General features: G+C 39.4%; 16 protein-coding genes, 1 pseudogene and 1 riboswitch. Of the genes and pseudogenes, 15 read left to right on the top strand and 2 right to left on the bottom strand.

Going from position 1 to position 18,379, the window contains the following annotated elements; translation table 11 throughout:
* Positions 1–86: 86 nt before the first annotated feature.
* Positions 87–785: a hypothetical protein gene (locus tag MM239_RS13995; protein WP_241348871.1), complete on the bottom strand. Its 699-nt coding sequence runs from the start codon at positions 783–785 to the stop codon at positions 87–89.
* Positions 786–1,350: 565 nt separating this feature from the next.
* Between MM239_RS13995 and aqpZ the strand changes: the two are divergent.
* From aqpZ to MM239_RS13975, 4 genes and pseudogenes are all read left to right on the top strand, one after another.
* Positions 1,351–1,998: pseudogene (gene aqpZ, locus MM239_RS13990) on the top strand (aquaporin Z); the annotation flags it as partial.
* Positions 1,999–2,217: 219 nt separating this feature from the next.
* Positions 2,218–2,327, top strand: a riboswitch (SAM riboswitch).
* 213 nt (positions 2,328–2,540) lie between these two features.
* Positions 2,541–3,848, top strand: a complete 1,308-nt coding sequence (locus tag MM239_RS13985; protein WP_241348870.1) for an O-acetylhomoserine aminocarboxypropyltransferase/cysteine synthase family protein — start codon at positions 2,541–2,543, stop codon at positions 3,846–3,848.
* Between the two features lie 38 nt (positions 3,849–3,886).
* Positions 3,887–4,942, top strand: coding sequence for a homoserine O-acetyltransferase family protein (locus tag MM239_RS13980; protein WP_241348869.1), 1,056 nt, complete (start codon positions 3,887–3,889; stop codon positions 4,940–4,942).
* Complete coding sequence (locus tag MM239_RS13975) at positions 4,935–6,158, top strand: homoserine dehydrogenase (protein WP_241348868.1); 1,224 nt, start codon at positions 4,935–4,937, stop codon at positions 6,156–6,158. The genes MM239_RS13980 and MM239_RS13975 overlap by 8 nt, the downstream gene beginning before the upstream one ends.
* Positions 6,159–6,376: 218 nt before the next feature.
* Here the strand turns inward: MM239_RS13975 and MM239_RS13970 are convergent, their stop codons facing one another.
* Positions 6,377–6,817 (bottom strand): DUF2147 domain-containing protein, encoded by a 441-nt coding sequence (locus MM239_RS13970; RefSeq protein ID WP_241348867.1) that lies wholly within the window; start codon positions 6,815–6,817, stop codon positions 6,377–6,379.
* 224 nt (positions 6,818–7,041) lie between these two features.
* Between MM239_RS13970 and pdeM the strand changes: the two genes are divergently transcribed.
* The 11 genes from pdeM to MM239_RS13915 all read left to right on the top strand — a co-directional run bounded on the left by pdeM (position 7,042) and on the right by MM239_RS13915 (position 18,191).
* Entirely contained in the window at positions 7,042–7,746 is a 705-nt protein-coding gene (pdeM, locus tag MM239_RS13965; RefSeq protein WP_241348866.1) for a ligase-associated DNA damage response endonuclease PdeM, read from the top strand.
* Between the two features lie 143 nt (positions 7,747–7,889).
* Positions 7,890–8,780 carry a cell division protein FtsX gene (locus MM239_RS13960; protein ID WP_241348865.1) on the top strand — a complete coding sequence of 297 codons (891 nt, stop codon included), beginning with the start codon at positions 7,890–7,892 and terminating at the stop codon, positions 8,778–8,780.
* A gap of 5 nt (positions 8,781–8,785) precedes the next feature.
* Positions 8,786–8,989 carry a DUF3098 domain-containing protein gene (locus MM239_RS13955; protein WP_262918669.1) on the top strand — a complete coding sequence of 68 codons (204 nt, stop codon included), beginning with the start codon at positions 8,786–8,788 and terminating at the stop codon, positions 8,987–8,989.
* An 8-nt stretch (positions 8,990–8,997) separates the two neighbouring features.
* On the top strand, positions 8,998–9,792 hold the full coding sequence (locus MM239_RS13950) for an undecaprenyl-diphosphate phosphatase (RefSeq protein ID WP_241348863.1): 795 nt from the start codon (positions 8,998–9,000) through the stop codon (positions 9,790–9,792).
* Between the two features lies 1 nt (position 9,793).
* The gene (truB, locus tag MM239_RS13945; RefSeq protein ID WP_241348862.1) at positions 9,794–10,480 is read left to right on the top strand and encodes a tRNA pseudouridine(55) synthase TruB; all 687 of its coding nucleotides are present in this window, start codon (positions 9,794–9,796) and stop codon (positions 10,478–10,480) included.
* Positions 10,467–11,399, top strand: a complete 933-nt coding sequence (locus MM239_RS13940) for a bifunctional riboflavin kinase/FAD synthetase (RefSeq protein ID WP_241348861.1) — start codon at positions 10,467–10,469, stop codon at positions 11,397–11,399. The genes truB and MM239_RS13940 overlap by 14 nt, the downstream gene beginning before the upstream one ends.
* 10 nt (positions 11,400–11,409) lie before the next feature.
* Positions 11,410–12,105 carry a CoA transferase subunit A gene (locus tag MM239_RS13935; RefSeq protein ID WP_241348860.1) on the top strand — a complete coding sequence of 232 codons (696 nt, stop codon included), beginning with the start codon at positions 11,410–11,412 and terminating at the stop codon, positions 12,103–12,105.
* 219 nt (positions 12,106–12,324) lie between these two features.
* Entirely contained in the window at positions 12,325–12,987 is a 663-nt protein-coding gene (locus MM239_RS13930) for a CoA transferase subunit B (RefSeq protein WP_241348859.1), read from the top strand.
* A 100-nt stretch (positions 12,988–13,087) separates the two neighbouring features.
* Complete coding sequence (gene gldC / locus MM239_RS13925) at positions 13,088–13,432, top strand: gliding motility protein GldC (RefSeq protein WP_241348858.1); 345 nt, start codon at positions 13,088–13,090, stop codon at positions 13,430–13,432.
* A 402-nt stretch (positions 13,433–13,834) separates the two neighbouring features.
* The gene (locus MM239_RS13920) at positions 13,835–16,711 is read left to right on the top strand and encodes a TonB-dependent receptor (protein WP_241348857.1); all 2,877 of its coding nucleotides are present in this window, start codon (positions 13,835–13,837) and stop codon (positions 16,709–16,711) included.
* Between the two features lie 16 nt (positions 16,712–16,727).
* Positions 16,728–18,191, top strand: a complete 1,464-nt coding sequence (locus MM239_RS13915) for a hypothetical protein (protein ID WP_241348856.1) — start codon at positions 16,728–16,730, stop codon at positions 18,189–18,191.
* Positions 18,192–18,379 lie beyond the last annotated feature (188 nt).

The raw sequence follows: 18,379 nt of genomic DNA, 5'->3' as shown, positions 1-18,379 counted from the left end.
GTGAGTGAAGCCCGGCATTTGTGGTTGTAGTGATAGTTGGTTTAGTATTTTGTTATACTTTTTTCAAACATTGTGCCAATTTTATATTAATCTATGTAGAAATTAATACCTACAGAAGGTTGGATCATGTTTAATGGTGACCTTCTTACATTATAGATAAATTGACCATTTTGAACTCCGTCAGGATCAGGTTCATAGCGCACATCACCTTTAGTGAGATAATCTAGCGGGCTGGTATGTTGATACATCAACCTTAGCTCTAGGTTTCCTTTGATTTTTTCACCTAGGGGTATAAATAGTCCACCACCGATCTGACTCATTCTGGCCCATGAGCCCAAGTCTCCTTCATTCTCAATGGGTTCTGTGGTAGGCTTTTCTCGGATTTTATACCTGGTATAAGCATGAATACCACCTAGCTGAGCTTCTACAAATGGGAATACCTTGCCATAGACTTGAGGGAAAAATCGAAATACGCCAGCCAAACTCAAAAGATTATTGTTTCTCCTCAGCCTCAACTCATCATTATAACCTACATAGAGGTCGTTACGCTTTTCTAAAGAAGTACCATATATTCCATATCCTATGCTGATACCAATTTCCACAGGTTGATTGGGGATTTGGTAATTTGTATAAATCGCAAATTCAGGTGTTTGAATATTTCCAGCGGTGGAGGCAAAATCTCCCGTGGCTATTCCATGCTTGTACTGCATTCCCCAGATAAAGTCTTGTGCTTGAGTACTTAGTGTCAAAAATGATGATATGATAAGTAAAATGAGCTTTCTCATAATCTACATGTGGATAGGTTTTTTTAATCAAACGTAATCAAATCGATAACGTTTTAGTTGTTTTTAAGCTCGTTTGCGTACTTTGAATCTTGATTGATTTTACTTCAAACAAGTAATTTATAATATTATACGATTTCATCTTGGATCAAAATTTTGGAAACAGTTGGTTTCAAAGGGTGAATAAGACTTTTTAAAGTTACTGTTTGGGAACTTATTGCAAAATGAAGTGATGTTGATCACAGGCTATGTCAAGGTAGCTAATTCTTTCAGTTCATGGTTTTAGGGGGTCTCTGTGTATGTCTACAGAGATTGTTATTTGTTTTTCTAATGCACCAACCTGCATGATGAAAACCAGCAGCATTAGTTTGTTTAAAATTCATTTTCGAGACATTCAAGTTTTTGGAAGGTCGAATGATGAGCTTATTGTTTAGCTAGTTTTTTGAAAAAGGCTTGGTGTATTAGTCCCAAAGCTGGAGTCCAGAACCCACATCAAAAAAACGAGGCGTATCCGAATAGCCATATGAGTAGGGAAATCTAATTTTATTCAAATGAAAAAAATCTAGCTGAATTCTTCGCTACATTTTGGTTGGTACTTGGAGGTTGTGTTAATGCAGTTTTGGCTGCTGGTTTCCAAGGAGTTGGGATTGGTTTAGTAGGAGTTTCATTCGCATTTGGTTTAAGCGTATTGAGCATTGCGTATTCTCTTGGGTACATTTCAGGCGCACACCTCAATCCTGCGGTGACTATCGGCTTGTGGGCTGGTGAGCGGATGCAAGCCAAAGATATTCTCCCCTACATCATTTTCCAAGTATTGGGAGCTGTAGCAGCTGCGGGTGTCCTTTACATCATTGTGACAGGCAATGGTAGTGAGATCGTAGGCTTTGCAGCAAATGGATACGGTGAGCATTCACCAGGAGGCTACAGCATGACAGGAGCTATTGTTACCTAGCTTGTCCTGACCTTCATGTTTTTGATTATCATTTTAGGAGCCACAGATAGCAAAGCTGCAGGGTTTGCCAATGGTTTAGCGCTGACCCTGATACACCTGATCAGTATTCCTGTGGCCAATACATCGGTGAATCTAGCAAGAAGTATAAGCCAAACACTTTTTGTTTGTGATTGGGCATTGTCTCATCTTTGGCTCTTTATCTTAATTCCAATTGCAGGAGCAACCCTCGCAGGTTTGGTTTTCAAATACTTAAGTTTAGAATAAGCATCTGTTTTTTATATTTGATTGATTAGTCTCTTGGTTGATGTTTCGGCTCAATCAAGAGACTTCTTTTTAAAATTTCACTTTGAATATCCAGTTTGAACAAGAATATCGCTGAAAATTTATTGCTTTTCAGAATTTTATAACTTTTTTCATAGAAAATTTGCATTATAATGTTTCCTGAATTTACTTTGTGACATCCTATCACTTTTTCAGTGTTGGGGTTTATACAGAAGAGGCGAAAGACAGGCTTTATGACCCTCTGGCAACCTGGAAAATCCAAGGTGCCAATTCCTGCCGATAGAGAATATCCTCTCTCGGAAATATAAATTCTTAACAAGATGATTTATATTCCACATTTACAATTTACTACAAACCTTTCAGGCAATTCAAATCAGGAGAACGGGCTTCTCGTCTGTATGTTGTATTGTTTGATGTGTAGGTGATTTTTGATTCACCTACAGCTAACTCCTACAGCTTGCTTTTGCTTAGAAAGGAGTTTCTTCCACTTGACAATAATATCAAACCTATAAAACCTATCAATTATGTCCACTAATTTTAGATTTGAAACCCTACAGTTGCACGCAGGTCAGAATCCTGATACAGCCACCAATGCTAGAGCTGTACCCATTTATCAAACAACCTCTTACGTGTTCAATTCCGCAGAGCATGGAGCTAATTTGTTTGCCTTAAAGGAATTTGGAAACATCTATACGCGGATCATGAATCCAACTACAGATGTATTCGAACAGCGTATCGCTGCGCTGGAGGGAGGTGTTTCAGCAGTGGCTACTGCCTCTGGACAAGCAGCGCAGTTTCTGGCTTTGAATAATATCCTTCAAGCAGGAGAAAATTTTGTTTCTACCTCTTTCCTTTATGGTGGCTCGTACAACCAGTTCAAAGTAGCTTTCAAGCGGATCGGCATAGAAGCAAGATTTGCGGCAGGTGATGCTGTGGAAGACTTCGAAAAACTTATCGACGAAAAGACTAAAGCCATTTATTTAGAGACTATTGGGAATCCAGAATTTAATATTCCTGATTTTGAAGCTATTGCAGCATTGGCCAAAAAGCATGAAATCCCACTTGTAGTTGATAATACTTTTGGGGCTGGTGGGTATTTGTTCAACCCGATCAAGCATGGAGCAAATGTAGTGACCGCATCCGCTACCAAGTGGATAGGTGGACATGGTACATCGATAGGTGGTGTGATTGTCGACGGAGGTAATTTCAATTGGGGTAATGGTAAATTCCCTCAGTTTTCCGAACCATCTGAAGGTTATCATGGATTAAAATTCTGGGAAGTATTTGGGGAAAATAACCCTCTAGGGCTTCCAAACGTTGCTTTTGCCATCCGAGCACGAGTAGAAGGTTTGAGGGATTTTGGGCCTGCACTCAGCCCTTTCAATTCTTTTCTCCTTCTACAAGGCTTGGAGACGCTTTCACTCCGCGTGCAGCGGACAGTTGATAATGCTCAAGCACTTGCAGAGTGGCTTGAAGCACATCCGCAAGTCCAGAAGGTAAATTATCCAGGCCTAAAGTCCTCGCCTTACCATGAGTTGGCTAAGAAATACCTAAAGAGAGGCTTCGGTGGAGTACTTAGCTTCGAGCTTAAAGGTGATAAAGAAAATGCTTCGAAATTCATCAATGAGTTGAATTTGATATCACATCTTGCCAATGTGGGAGATGCGAAAACGCTTATTATTCAGCCAGCTGCAACAACGCATCAGCAGCTTAGTGATGAAGAGCAAATTGCAGCAGGAGTGACACCTACTTTGTTGAGAATATCTCTAGGAATAGAACACATAGAAGATATCAAAGAAGATCTCAATCAAGCATTTTCTAAAATAAATTAATCAGAACAACTTCCGGAATTGTTCATCAAAAATCATCAATGAATCTAGCAAGCCCTCATTTGATAATAGATATGGCGCAGGAAACCTTTACCTATGAAGGTGAATTTCAGCTGGAATCTGGAGAGTCACTCCAAGGTTTTCAGTTAGCTTATACCACACAAGGTCACCTTACCCCATCCAAAGACAATGTAGTCTGGGTAATTCATGCCCTCACTGGAGATGCTCATGTCAACCAATGGTGGCCAGGATTAATAGGAGAGGACCAATTCTTCGATCCTACACGCCACTTTATCGTCTGTGCCAACTTGCTAGGCTCATGCTATGGATCTACCAACCCCCTAAGCACCAACCCAAATACAGGAGAGCCATTCTACTATGATTTTCCTCATTTGACTACAAGAGATATGGCTAGGGCATTGGACTTGCTTAGAGATCACCTTGGTATTGGTAGTATCAATACCTTGCTCGGTGGATCTTTAGGGGGACAAGTGGGTCTTGAATGGGCCTATTTGCTCCAGGAAAAAGTCAAGAATACGATCATCTTGGCATCCAATGCAAAAGCTTCTCCATGGATCATAGGTTTCAATGAATCCCAAAGAATGGCTTTAGCTGCAGATCAAACTTGGGGAAGAAAAGAAAAGCAAGCTGGTAAGAAAGGCTTGGAAGCAGCAAGAGCTATTGCCATGCTAACCTATAGACATCCTGACAATTTTGCTGAAAGGCAAGCTGATAGTGTCGAAGCTTTGGATCATTTTAGAGCTAGTAGCTACTTGAATTATCAAGGTAAAAAGCTAGCTGATCGATTCAATGCTTTCTCCTATTGGGTGCTTACCAAAGCCATGGATAGCCATGATTTAGGAAGAAAACGAGAAAGTGTAGCCAATGCCTTGTCACAAATTCCTTCCAAAGTTTTGGCTATAGGAGTAGATAAAGACCTTCTTTTTCTTAAAGAAGAATCTCAGTTCGTTGCCAACCATGTCAACCGTGGAACCTACAGGGAGATTCAATCTACTTATGGGCATGATGCATTTTTGATAGAATACGGACAGTTAAATTATATCCTTACCTCATTTTACCTTGAAAACAATGAATAAAAGAATTGGTTTGTTTGGATTTGGAGTAGTAGGACAGGGCTATTACCAAATCGCCAAAAAACACAAAGAACAATGGACCCCTGATACCATAGTTGTGAAGAATAAGTTCAAAAGAAGAGCTTTTGACCTTAAGTTTTCATACAACCCTCAAGATGTATTTGATAAAAATCCTGATTATATATTAGAGTTGATTTCAAATACAAGTGAAGCATATGAATATGTCACTGAAGCCCTCAAAAGAGGAATTACGGTGATTTCGGCCAATAAAAAGCTACTTTCAGCTCACTTGCCTGAATTGATTCAGTTACAGCGTGTATTTGGAGGGAAATTGCTCTATGAAGCAGCTGCAGCGGCTGGTATTCCTGTAATTACGACGCTAGAAACGCACTTCGAAGAGGACGAAATCGTCTCCTTAGAAGGTGTTTTGAATGGCTCATCGAACTATATCCTTTCTCGGATATTCAACAATGGGCTCAATTTCTCTGAAGCTTTGAGACTGGCTCAGCAAAAGGGATTCGCAGAGTCAGATCCTAAATTTGACATCAATGGAAGTGATGTAGCTAGCAAGCTAAACATCCTCGGACTTCATGCTTTCGGGAAGTTTATAGGAGAAGAGCAGATCCCTGCATTTGGGATACAGCATTTGGGAGAAGAGGAGATTGCTTTAGCAAAGACGCTTGGCCTGAAGATCAAACTCATCGCAAAGGCAGATAGAGACTACAGAGGAATTGCAGCACATATCTTACCTACATTGGTAGAGGAGGATAATCCATTCTATGGAGTTGAAAATGAGTATAATGCAGTGAAGATCACTTCTGAACACCTCCAAGAACAGTTCTATCAAGGAAAAGGTGCAGGTAGTCTTCCTACAGGAGCTGCTGTGTACGGTGATTTGATCAAAGCCAAAAATGGTTTTGGATACAATTATTCCAAAGTGAATTTTGATAAGCCATTAGAGGAAAAACTCCTCAATCTTGGGGTGAGGGTTTTAGTGAAAAGTAAATCTGCGGAACTGATAGATGCTGTGCTTTTCTCTCCAGAACTTACGCACCAGATCGACGGGGTAACCTTTGCCGTAGGTAAGGTCAAGCCTAAAAACTTCAATAAGCTAAATGAGTCTGGGGAGGTATCTATTTTGGCCTTACCTGATAATTATGCTGTTGAAAATATAGAAGCTGGATTGAAGACTATTCAAAATGCTGGAGAAGTCGTTTGATTTGGTTCAAAACAATAAGTTTTTGACATATATCCCCGTGCCTTTGTGGTATTTGTAATTCAAATATTTCACAAAGGCACGAAGGATGCAAACTTAAAGAATTATACTCCAAATAGCGTTTTAAAGCATGTCCTTGTAGCGAAACCAAACCTTCAAGTTTCTCCTTAGGAAAGGTTATAACTGTCAAAAATGCTATGCTTCCTCTTTATTAAGCAACTCTATTTGACTTTTGTCCATTCTACAGACTTCCCTGCGAGAGAAATCCCAATATATCCGCGGACATCTATGGTTTCATCGTCTTTTTTCTTGATCGTACAAGAGTATGTTTTCCCACTGGAAGGATCATAAATGGTCCCATTTTCCCAAACTTTACCATTCCATTCAAAATCACTCAATAGTTCTAAGCCTTGGATAGGTTGAGCTCTTTTAGATTTATCAGCGTTGTTTTCATCAACTTTCAGCTTTCCGTTTTCTTTAGGCTCCTTCAGCCATACAATCTTACCGTTGTATTTTCCGCTTGATTTGTAAATCTCAATTTTGGCATCTTTTTCTGTGGTGTACCATTCTCCTACGATATCATCAGCACGCTGTGCAAAAACGTCTGTGCTTGCTATCATGCAAAATAAAACAATGAATGGGGTGAAAATCAGTTTTTTCATCTTCTTAGTTTTGGTTCTACTCTTTACAATACGAAATCCTATAGATTAGTTTTGATTAATCTTTGAAAAATGTCAGATATTTGTCTCTCAGAATTTAGCGTAGAATAGATTAGCAAAACTTTTCCAAAAGCTTAAAAGCATCATTTTGGATTTAACTTGTAGGCGAATTCAATTTTGGAAAGGTGGAAATTCGGGTTTGTAAAAATCATGGAATGAAAAATTAGATGTCCATAATAGTCGTGGACCAATTAGAAATGATCGAAAATAGAGGATTAAGGATAAATTTGGGTAAGCAAAGTATGGTGTTGGTTCTATTGCCTGAGCGGGTAGTTTATATTCCAAGTTTGAATGCCCTTTTGATTGCCGACACCCACTTTGGTAAAGCGGGCCATTTTAGAAAAGCAGGGATTCCTATTCCTGAGGTATTGCATGATCAGGATTTGAAAAAATTAGAAAAGTTGATTTCTAGCTACCAAATCAACGATGTTTATTTTTTGGGAGATTTATTTCATTCAGCATTGAACGATTCTTGGTGGACCTTGGTGGAATTTTCAAAACAGCAAATTAATGTCAAGTTTCATTTGATAATGGGTAATCATGATATTTTACCCTTATCTTTTTATCAGCATGATCATTGGATTGTACATGAGCAAGGTTTGATATTGGGTGATTTGATTTTGACTCATGAACCTTTGGAAAATATTCCCAGAGATCTCATCAACCTCTGTGGACATATTCATCCTGGTTTTACACTCAAAGGCAAAGGTCGCCAAAGAATTACCCTACCATGTTTTTTCTATTCAAATCAAAGATTTGTTTTGCCAGCCTTTGGGAGATTTACAGGGCTTGTCTCGATGAAACGTACCATTGATACTCAAATTTACGTTATAGCCGAGGATAGGGTAGTTGAAATTCCACAAGTTTTGTAAGCTTTCCGCTACTTTTGTGAGAGGTATTTCAGGTTTAAAATCGAATATGATTGGTTATAAACCTTAAGCTGATTAATTTTGACCAAATCTCATTGTCAAATAAATACTAGTTGAGGTAAAAATATTTAAGCTTTATAAGCTATATGAAAGGCAGATCAAGGAAAAAGACAAAAGTCGGGAAGTTTAAATTTGTATCAGTACTGTTCAGTACTACTTTGTCTCTTTTTATAGTAGGCTTGTTTGGAGTGATTTTTATCCAAGCGAAGACATTGACCAAAATGATCAGAGAGAATATTGAAGTTCAGGTCTTTTTGAATAAAAATGTGACAGATGCTAGAAAAGCTGAAATAGGTAAGCAATTGGAATCCAAACCTTACGTATTGAAAAAGGAAGAGGGAACCACCCTTACTTTTATTTCTCAGGAAGCCGCAGCAGAGAGTTTTTTAGAAGATACAGGCGAAGATTTCACCAAATTTCTGAATGATAACCCTTTGAGGGATAGCTACACACTAGCGATAGCAGAAGAATTTCAGACCCCTGAAGAAATAGAAGAGATCGTCACGGCTATTCAAGACATGGATGGGGTATTTGAAGTGACCTACATGTCAGATTTGGTAGAATCGATCAATGAGAATCTTCTCAAAGTCAGTCTTGTAATGGGGGGATTCATTGTGATTCTTATCATCACAGTGATTATGCTGATCAACAACACCATTAGATTGGCGCTATTTTCACAACGCTTCTTGATAAGGAGTATGCAGCTCGTAGGAGCTACAAGAGGTTTTATCCGAAGTCCTTTTTTGAAAAGAGCATTCTTCTTTGGAGCTTTGTCAGGTGCATTGGCATCGGCAGTGCTATACGGAATCCTGGAATATACCAAAGCCAATATAGATGGCTTCGCCATGCTTCAAAACTATGAGCTACTATACATTCTTTTTGCAGGTTTGGTGATTGCTGGAGCCATACTTTCAGTGTTTAGCACCTTGAGGGCTGTCAATAAATATTTGAACATGTCATTAGACGAACTTTATTAAGAAATATGAACAATCATCCTTTTCCTTTCAAGAGAAAAAATTACATCCTTATGCTTATCGGCATTGCAGTTATTATCGCTGGTTTTGCAATCATTGGTCTAGACCCTGTTCAGCATGGATTCGGTTTTATGGGATTGACATTGGGGCCTATAGTAGTTTTGGCTGGATTTGTTTTTGAATTTTACGCCATTTTCTACAAAGCAGATTAATCAAATAGATGGAAATTATAGATGCAATAATCCTTGGTATCATTCAAGGGTTGACAGAGTTTTTGCCTGTGAGTTCAAGCGGGCATTTAGAATTAGGTGCTGCTATTCTGGGAGATTCTAAGTTGCCTGAAGAGAGTATGATGTTCTCGGTAATCTTACATTTTGCGACGGCATTGGCTACGATTGTGGTATTTAGAAAAGATATAGCGGAGATATTTCGAGGATTGTTTCAGTTCAAATGGAATGAAGAGACCAAGTTCTCTTTAAAAATTGTGCTTTCGATGATTCCTGCGGCTGTTGTTGGCGTGTTTTTCAACGATCAATTGGAGCAGTTTTTTGGAGGAAAAATTGTTTTTGTGGGATGCATGTTATTGCTCACGGCACTGTTGTTGTTTTTGGCCGATAAAGCCAAAAACACAGATAAGCCAGTAGGTTTTCTAGAGGCCGTCATTGTAGGAATTGCACAAGCAATAGCGATTTTGCCTGGGATATCTAGGTCTGGAGCTACCATTTCTACCTCCGTATTACTTGGAATTGACAAAGCAAAAGCGGCAAGGTTTTCATTTTTGATGGTAGTGCCTTTGATCTTAGGAAAAATCGCAAAAGACCTTCTTGATGGTGGTTTGGCTTACAATGCAGATAGTTTTGGATATTTGTCAGCTGGCTTTATTGCAGCATTTATAGCTGGGTATTTTGCCTGTACTTGGATGATAGCTTTGGTGAGACGAAGTAAGCTTACCTATTTTTCAATTTATTGTTTGATTGTAGGTCTGATTGCGATCGGAGCTGGAATGATGAGATAAGATGCAAGAGAAAGAACCATATGGAGAAGTTTTCTTGATCAACAAGCCATTGGAATGGACGTCTTTTGACGTGGTCAAGAAAGTGAGAAATGCATTGAGAATCAAAAAAGTGGGGCATGCTGGGACTTTGGACCCACTAGCTACTGGGCTTCTGATCGTCTGTGCTGGAAAGCAAACCAAGAGTATAGAGCAGTATATGGGGCAAGAAAAGGAGTATACTGGCACTTTTGTACTCGGGAAGACCACAGAGAGTTTTGATAGGGAGAAAGAAGTCATTGAGGTCGCAGATCCTTCTGATTTGAGCTTGGAAGATGTGAAAGATGCAGCAGCAAAGCTTACTGGTGAGATCATGCAAATTCCACCCATGCACTCGGCGATCAAAGTTGATGGCAAGCGGGTGTATGAGTCCGCTAGAAAAGGTATTGAAGTGAAAATTGACGCTAGGCCTGTGCAAGTTTCGGTATTTGAAATCACACGTTTTGAGCTTCCAGAGATTGATTTTAAAATAGTCTGTTCCAAAGGTACTTATATCAGAAGCATCGCAAGGGATTTGGGAGAAGACTTGGGAGTCGGAGCCTATATGTCTGCCTTATGCAGAACAAGAATTGGTGATTTTTTGTTAGATAATGCGATGGAACTTCCCGAATTGATTACAAAAATTAAAGATCGCCTCGATGAGGATATTTGAAGGAATAAGTGATTTTGTTGGTGTGAACAACCCTGTTGTTACAAGTGGGACATTTGATGGTGTGCATTTGGGACATCAGAAAATATTAAAAAGAATCAGAAAAATTGCAGATGATATAGGTGGGGAGACGGTGCTGATTACTTTTTGGCCACATCCACGTCTTGTGCTTTATCCCAAAGAACATAATTTGCTTTTGCTATCTACCTTTGAGGAAAAGGCAAAATTTCTCAAAGAGGCAGGTATAGACCACCTTTTGACGATTCCTTTTACCAAGGAATTTTCTCAATTGAGTTCAGATGAATTTATTCAAAAAGTAATCATTGATACCATTCAAACCCGTAAATTGGTCATAGGATATGATCACAGGTTTGGGAAAAACAGGGAGGGGAGTTTTGAATACTTAAAATCTAATATCGATCATTATCCATTCGGATTAGAGGAGATTTCTCGCCAGGATGTAGATGATGTAGGGGTGTCAAGTACCAAGATCAGAACGGCCCTATTAGAAGGTAAGGTGCATGTAGCAAATGAATACCTAGGTAGACCTTATGAGCTTAATGGTATCATTATCAAAGGGCAGCAAGTAGGCAGGTCGATTGGATTCCCTACGGCAAACGTACATATTCCCAACGACTACAAGTTGATTCCATGTGATGGGGCCTATGCTGTGAAAGTCGTCGTGGAGGGCGTGACATATGATGGTATGCTCAACATTGGCAACAGACCTACCGTAAATGGAAGTAGTAGATCCATAGAAGTGAACCTTTTTGATTTTGAAGGAAACCTTTATGATATGCGGGTTTGTGTCAAGCTCATGTCCTACTTACGGCCAGAAGTGAAATTCGATGGTTTGGATGCACTCAAAGCACAACTAAATCGCGACAAATTGCAAGCAATAGAAATTCTTACCCATATATAACCGTACTATTATGATTAATAAAACAGTCAAAAATGCGCAAGAGGCCGTTCAAGATGTTTTCTCGAATGCCGTCTTGATGTTTGGAGGATTTGGATTGTCAGGGATTCCAGAGAACAGCATCCAAGCACTTTTGGGAATGGATATCAATGGATTGACATGCATTTCAAACAATGCCGGAGTAGATGATTTTGGCATAGGTTTGATGTTACAAAAGCGTATGGTCAAAAAAATGATATCAAGTTACGTAGGTGAAAATGCTGAATTTGAAAGACAGCTTTTGAGTGGAGAATTAGAAGTAGAACTGATACCTCAAGGAACATTGGCAGAGAGGGTTAGAGCTGGAGGGGCAGGAATACCTGCGTTTTTCACCCCCGCAGGAGTAGGTACGGAGGTGGCAGAAGGTAAAGAATTACGTGAGTTTGATGATAAGTTGTACCTTTTGGAAAGATGGCTTAAAGCTGATTTTGCTTTTGTCAAAGCTTGGAAAGGCGATACTGCGGGAAACCTTATTTATAAAGGGACTGCACGTAACTTTAATCCAATGATGGCCGCTGCAGGCAAGATTACCATTGCAGAAGTAGAAGAACTTGTGCCAGCTGGAGAATTAGACCCTAATCAAATTCACACACCAGGCATATATGTGCAGCGCATATTCCAGGGGAAAGATTACGAAAAAAGAATCGAGCAAAGGACCGTTAGAAAATGATAAGCACCTTTGGCGGACAAGTTACATCGAAAGCCAAATATCTTGAAATAAGGACAGAAGAGAAGGTAGGAGTACTTTGTGAGCTAAATAGAATCTGTAAAAGGATGCTGTCTTCGATTGATTTATAGTGTCAAAAGCCCTTCCAGATTTCGTTCGATTATTTCAATTATATTACTCCAATCCTAAATCAAGATTTAAACCCAAAAAAGACATTTAGCCATGCTTACTAAAGATCAAATTGCACAGAGAATAGCCAAAGAGGTCAAAGATGGCCAATATATCAACCTTGGTATAGGGATTCCTACCTTGGTGGCTAATTATATTCCCGAAAATTTAGATGTTGTATTACAGTCAGAAAATGGTCTGCTCGGGATAGGGCCATTTCCTACAGAAGATAAAGTAGATCCAGACCTGATCAATGCTGGGAAGCAGACCATTACCATGACCAAAGGATCTGTGTTATTTAGTTCAGCAGAGTCATTTGCTATGATCAGGGGTGGACATGTTCAATTGACCATATTGGGTGCAATGGAAGTATCAGAAAATGGAGATATTTCTAACTGGAAAATTCCTGGAAAGATGGTCAAGGGTATGGGTGGAGCCATGGATTTGGTAGCCTCGGCAGAGCGGATCATTGTAGCTATGCAGCATTGTAGTAAAGATGGTCAATCCAAGTTACTCAAATCCTGTACTTTACCAATCACTGGGATCAGGTGTGTAGACATGATCGTTTCCGATTTAGCAGTTTTAGAAGTACTTCCTGAAGGAGGTTTTAAGCTTCTAGAGAGGGCTCCAGGTATTAGTGTAGAGGAGATTCAGGCAAAAACAGAAGGTAAATTGATTGTAGAGGGAGAAATCCCTGAGATGAATTTTGCGAGTTGAAATTCAGTTCTTTAGAATAGACTGCATGAAATGAGGTAGAAGGTAGCGGAACTCTATGGCATCTTTTGTAGTTTTGTAGCGTCAAATTAAACAGTGAAAAATGAAAAGTTCAGAAATAAAATTCATAGTCAATCTAGACGATAAAAACCTCCCTAAATCTATTAAGTGGGATGCATCAGACAAAGAAGGAGAAGGAGAGGAGTCTACTAAAAGTATCAGCTTGAATGTTTGGGATAACCTTAATCACTCCACTTTAAGAATTGATTTATGGACAGAAGACATGTCGGTAGTGGAAATGAAGCGATTTTACATAGATGCACTAGGAGGAATGGCGCAGACTATTTTGAATGCAACAGGAGATGAGTACATGTCAGAAGAGATGAAAGAACTTTGTGACAGGCTTGTGAAGCATGTCAATGAAGAAAATAAAAAGAATGGCCAATAAGCAATAGGCTATTTTTATAGCCTTTACATAACTTGTATTTGAATTTTTCTCTAAGCAAAAAGTAATTGTAACTGCCTGAAATAAAATAGGATAAAATAAAATATAAGAAGGTCGATGGCTCATGAAGAGTCCTCGACTTTTTTTTTGATTAATAGCCGGGGATTGATTAATGTTGTTTTTTTGACAATAATGCGTTGAGCGGTAGTAAACCTTTTTAATTGGTAATATCAGTTTTTGTTGATTATCAAATCGTTTCTTTAAAAAATTAGGAGATGCTAAATTTTATTTCTAATTTTTAGACAAGAAATAAATGGAATGTTGGGAAAAACATCTATTTTTCCCAAGGATATACGCCATATATTTCAAAACGATTAAGTTTTAACAAAAACCCAAGATTAACTTATGCAAAATTTTACTAGAAGAATTTGGCAGGTAGTATTATGCTTACTTGTCATAGTTTCCTTCAGCACAAGCGCGGTGTATGCACAGACGACTACCATAAGTGGTACGGTCACAGAGGCAGGTACCAAGGAAACCCTAATTGGGGTTAATATTGTGGTAAAAGGAAAAGTAATCGGTACAGTGACCGATTTAAGAGGAAATTTTAACCTGAAAGTCAACCAAGCTCCGCCGTTGACATTAGTTTTTTCGATGGTAGGATTTACGACCCAAGAGATTGAAATCACACAAGACAATGTTTCAAATCTTCAGATTGCACTTGAAGAGCAGTTTATGCTGGGACAAGAAGTGGTGATCTCGGCCTCAAGGGTAGAGGAGAGTATCTTACAATCGCCAGTATCTATTGAAAAAATGGACATCTTGTCTATAAGAGATACTCCTGCAGATAACTACTACAAGGGTATTGCTAACCTGAAAGGTGTAGATGTAACATCCTCTTCGATTAACTTTCAGATCATCAATGCAAGAGGATTCAACTCCACAGGGAATACAAGATTTGTACAGTTGACTGACGGAATGGATACACAGGCTCCAGCACTGAATTTTCCAATTGGAAACTTAAATGGTCCTTCGGAGCTGGATGTAGAGTCTGTAGAATTTATTCCTGGTGCAGCATCTGCATTGTACGGTCCGAATGCTTTCAATGGTATTTTATTGGTAAATAGCAAAAGTCCATTCGAATATCAGGGCTTAAGTGCATTTTATAAGCAAGGTGTAAACCATATCAATGGTCAGCCTGGAGAGCCTACCAGTCCTCAACCGATGTACGAAGGATCTATAAGGTATGCGAAAGCTTTCAACAATAAGTTTGCATTCAAAATCAATGCTTCTTACATGCAAGCGATGGATTGGCATGGTACAGATCAAACAGATCTTGCAAGGCTCAATCAAGGTGAATTGGGATTCAATCCAGGAGCTAATAGGGTGCATGTTTTTGGTGATGAGGTTGCCAATAATATTGGTTTACTTAGAAATCAAGCAGCTATCCAAAATGCTTTTGGAGCTGGTGCAAACTCACTTCCTGATCAAATTGTATCGCGTACTGGTTATGATGAGAGGTACTTGGTAGATTACAATGCTAGAAACCTGAAATTGAACGGTGCTTTGCACTATAGAATCAATGATCGATCTGAATTATCCTATACCATGAATTACGGTGCTGGAACTTCGGTTTATACTGGTGCTCAGCGATATTCTTTAGCTGCATTTTCTATCATACAACATAAGTTGGAGCTCAAAGGGGCAAATTATTTTGTCCGAGCTTACACCACGATCGAGAATTCAGGTGATTCTTATATCGCAGATTTGACAGGAGTGGCTATCAATGACAGGTGGAAGTCTAACAATGACTGGTTTGGTCAATATGCAGGAGCTTACTTACAGAACTTATTTGGACAAGGAGTTACACCTGGTGCACTTGGTACACCAGCCCAACAGGCAGCAGCACATCAGTTTGCCAGAGGAGCTGCGGATCAAGGAAGGTTAATGCCTGGTACCCCAGAGTTTGAAGCTGCAAAAGCAGGTGTTAGAAGCGATGTGATCCCTTTTGGGTCTTTGTTCAATGATCAATCGAGAATGAACATGCTAGAAGGTCAATATGATTTCAAAAACGAAATCGATTTTATGGACTTACAAGTAGGAGGTTCATATCGTGTGTATGACTTGAGATCGAATGGGACCATATTTGCAGACGTAGAAGGTAATGACATCACCATTCAAGAAGTTGGTGCCTATGCCCAAGCGTCAAAAAGATTTATAGAAGATAAATTAAAGCTAACGGGTTCATTGCGGTATGATAAAAATGAAAATTTCCAAGGTCAGTTTAACCCTAGAATTTCTGGTGTTTTTACTGAAGGGAACAATAATTTCAGGCTTTCTTATCAGACAGGTTTTAGGAACCCAACTACTCAAGGTCAACATATTGACTTGAATGTGGTTTCTGCAAGACTTATTGGTGGGTTACCTTTTTATAGAGAAAAGTACAATATCTATGAAAATTCATTTACCCAAAGATCTGTAAATGAGTATATCGCAGCAGTTGGATCAGGAATGTCACCTGTAGACCCAAGAGCAACTGGACTATTGGTTAGCGCAACACCTCAATTGATTCCAGAGTTGAGACCAGAGCGAGTTCAGTCTATAGAAGTAGGTTACAAAAGTTTACTAGCTAGCAATCGACTCATGGTAGATGTGGCATACTATTATAATATTTATAATGATTTCATTACGCAAACTTCTGTAAGAAGAGCACCAGGACCAGTTTTTCCAGGTGCGATGCCTAATACAGAGCAAGGTGCTATCAATGCAATCAATGCACCAACTTTACTTACCCCAATTACAACCCCTGGTCAAGAGAATACATTCCAGACTTATACAAATATCGTAGATCAAGAAGTAAGGGCTCATGGTGCTGCCATTGGAATGACCTATAATTTCCCCAAGAACTATACCTTAGGCGGTAACTATAACTTCAACAGGTTGATCTCAACAATTGGTGATGACTTTTTGAATGATTTCAATACCCCAGAGCATAAGACCAACATTACTTTCGGAAATAGAAAAGTGACGGATAAAATTGGTTTTGGACTTACTTATAGGTATCAGACAGCATTCAGATGGGAATCTACTTTCGCGCAAGGTGATGTGCCTGAGATTCATACGTTTGACGCACAAGTGAGTTACAGAATGAAGGACTTGAAGTCGATTGTGAAACTTGGAGGGTCAAATATCTTCAATAACAGGTATTTCCAAAACTTCGGAGGACCAACTATTGGAGCGATTTATTATGTGTCTATCACATTTGATGAGTTGTTGAACTAATTAAAAATCGACCAACATGAAATATATCAATAAATTTATATATGTCTTGGTATTAGGAGTACTCGCTTCTTGTACCTATGAGTTTCCAGAGCAGCAAATTGAAGCCCCAACTTCAGGTAATGCAGATTTTACGAAAATAGTAGCTGTAGGTAATTCGCTTACAGCTGGATTTATGGATGGAGCACTTTACGATAGGGGGCAGCAAAACTCTTTTGCTGTCATGCTTGCTCAGCAAGCTGAAGCTGTCGGAGGAGGTGAATTCAATGTACCAGAGATTAATTCAGTTAATGGGTTTTTCCAAATGGGTCCACAGGGACCATTAGGTAGACTCATTCTAACTATAAATCCCTCTACAGGAGCTACAGGTCCAGCACCCATTGGAGCAGGAGATGCCCCAAGTGATTTTACTGGAAATAAAGCCAATTTAAATAATTTCGGGGTGCCAGGTATTACCCTATTGACTGCTATAATTCCACAAACTGGCGGACCGAATGTGCCTCAGAATCCTGCATTCAATAGAATGTATGAGCGTTTTGCTTCGAACCCTGGAACTTCTACAGTAATAGGTGATGCAGCGGCTGCATTGGCTAACGGTGGAACTTTCTTTACATTTTGGCTGGGGAACAACGATGTGCTAGGTTACGCAACAGGAGGCGCTTCTAACCCCGCTATTTTGACTTCTGATGCTGATTTTCAAGAAAGGTTAGGACTGGCATTAGGAGCCATGCTACAAGCAAATACAGAAGCAAAAGGTGCAGTAGCGAATATCCCAAGCCTTGCAGTTTTACCTTATTTTACCTTAGTTCCTTGGAATGCACTTCCAATGACACAAGCACAAGCAGATCAAGCTAATCAGGGATATGCAGCTTATAATGGTGGACTTGGGCAAGCTAGAGTAGCTGGGCTAATTACAGCTGAAGAAGAGGCTCATAGAAGGGTACAGTTTCAAGCCGGTCAGAATGGTTTCGTAATGGAAGATGATTTTTTAACTAATTTATCTGCACTGGGTTTGCCTTCTATAAGGCAAAGTAAATCAACAGATAGGGCTACTTTACCGCTTTCTTCGGCACTTGGTCAGCCTGTTGGAGGAAATCCAGCTTTATTGAGAGGCATTAGTTTTCCTGTGGAAGATCAGTTTGTGTTGACTCCAGAAGAGCAAACTCAAATAAGTGATAAAATTCAAGCTTTCAATGGTTTTATCAATGCTGCTGTTCAAGCCAACAGTGATAGACTTGTACTAGTAGATGTAAATCAACTGTTGAATAGGGTGCTTCAAGGTCAAGTAAGCGCTGGAGGTGTGGCATTGACAGCTTCAATTATTCCTCCCAATGGTGGATTTTCACTTGATGGCGTTCACCCTAATGCAAGGGCACATGCTTTTGTAGCTAATCACTTCATAGAGGCAATCAATGTAAAATGGGGTTCTAACATTTCAAAAGTTAACCCGAACAACTTTATAGGAAATGATCTACCTCGATAGCTTAATGGCCTAATATCTAAATTGCAAAAAAAAAAAACCACCCAATTCGGGTGGTTTTTCGATGTGTGCCGTGCATGGTAACTAACTAGGTGGTGAAAGTCCACTGTGGGGGTTTGTAATCGCCAACCACTAGCCAATAGCAAGGGTGTCCATTGTGAGATGGAATCTGAAGGAAGCTGGCGGCAAAA

The sequence above is a fragment of the Belliella filtrata genome (assembly GCF_022549775.1).
GTDB lineage: Bacteria > Bacteroidota > Bacteroidia > Cytophagales > Cyclobacteriaceae > Belliella > Belliella filtrata.
The sequence above is the reverse complement of the archived record's forward strand: the minus strand, read 5'-3'. Positions and strand labels throughout refer to the sequence as shown.

What these genes read in the sequence shown, in the direction of transcription:
- MM239_RS13940 (WP_241348861.1), top strand. Translation starts at nt 10,467, where the DNA reads ATGAGGATATTTGAAGGAATAAGTGATTTTGTTGGTGTGAACAACCCT.
- MM239_RS13980 (WP_241348869.1), top strand. Translation starts at nt 3,887, where the DNA reads ATGAATCTAGCAAGCCCTCATTTGATAATAGATATGGCGCAGGAAACC.
- MM239_RS13985 (WP_241348870.1), top strand. Translation starts at nt 2,541, where the DNA reads ATGTCCACTAATTTTAGATTTGAAACCCTACAGTTGCACGCAGGTCAG.
- MM239_RS13955 (WP_262918669.1), top strand. Translation starts at nt 8,786, where the DNA reads ATGAACAATCATCCTTTTCCTTTCAAGAGAAAAAATTACATCCTTATG.
- MM239_RS13920 (WP_241348857.1), top strand. Translation starts at nt 13,835, where the DNA reads ATGCAAAATTTTACTAGAAGAATTTGGCAGGTAGTATTATGCTTACTT.
- MM239_RS13960 (WP_241348865.1), top strand. Translation starts at nt 7,890, where the DNA reads ATGAAAGGCAGATCAAGGAAAAAGACAAAAGTCGGGAAGTTTAAATTT.
- pdeM (WP_241348866.1), top strand. Translation starts at nt 7,042, where the DNA reads ATGTCCATAATAGTCGTGGACCAATTAGAAATGATCGAAAATAGAGGA.
- MM239_RS13950 (WP_241348863.1), top strand. Translation starts at nt 8,998, where the DNA reads ATGGAAATTATAGATGCAATAATCCTTGGTATCATTCAAGGGTTGACA.
- MM239_RS13995 (WP_241348871.1), bottom strand. Translation starts at nt 785, where the DNA reads ATGAGAAAGCTCATTTTACTTATCATATCATCATTTTTGACACTAAGT.
- MM239_RS13975 (WP_241348868.1), top strand. Translation starts at nt 4,935, where the DNA reads ATGAATAAAAGAATTGGTTTGTTTGGATTTGGAGTAGTAGGACAGGGC.
- truB (WP_241348862.1), top strand. Translation starts at nt 9,794, where the DNA reads ATGCAAGAGAAAGAACCATATGGAGAAGTTTTCTTGATCAACAAGCCA.
- MM239_RS13970 (WP_241348867.1), bottom strand. Translation starts at nt 6,817, where the DNA reads ATGAAAAAACTGATTTTCACCCCATTCATTGTTTTATTTTGCATGATA.
- gldC (WP_241348858.1), top strand. Translation starts at nt 13,088, where the DNA reads ATGAAAAGTTCAGAAATAAAATTCATAGTCAATCTAGACGATAAAAAC.
- MM239_RS13930 (WP_241348859.1), top strand. Translation starts at nt 12,325, where the DNA reads ATGCTTACTAAAGATCAAATTGCACAGAGAATAGCCAAAGAGGTCAAA.
- MM239_RS13935 (WP_241348860.1), top strand. Translation starts at nt 11,410, where the DNA reads ATGATTAATAAAACAGTCAAAAATGCGCAAGAGGCCGTTCAAGATGTT.
- MM239_RS13915 (WP_241348856.1), top strand. Translation starts at nt 16,728, where the DNA reads ATGAAATATATCAATAAATTTATATATGTCTTGGTATTAGGAGTACTC.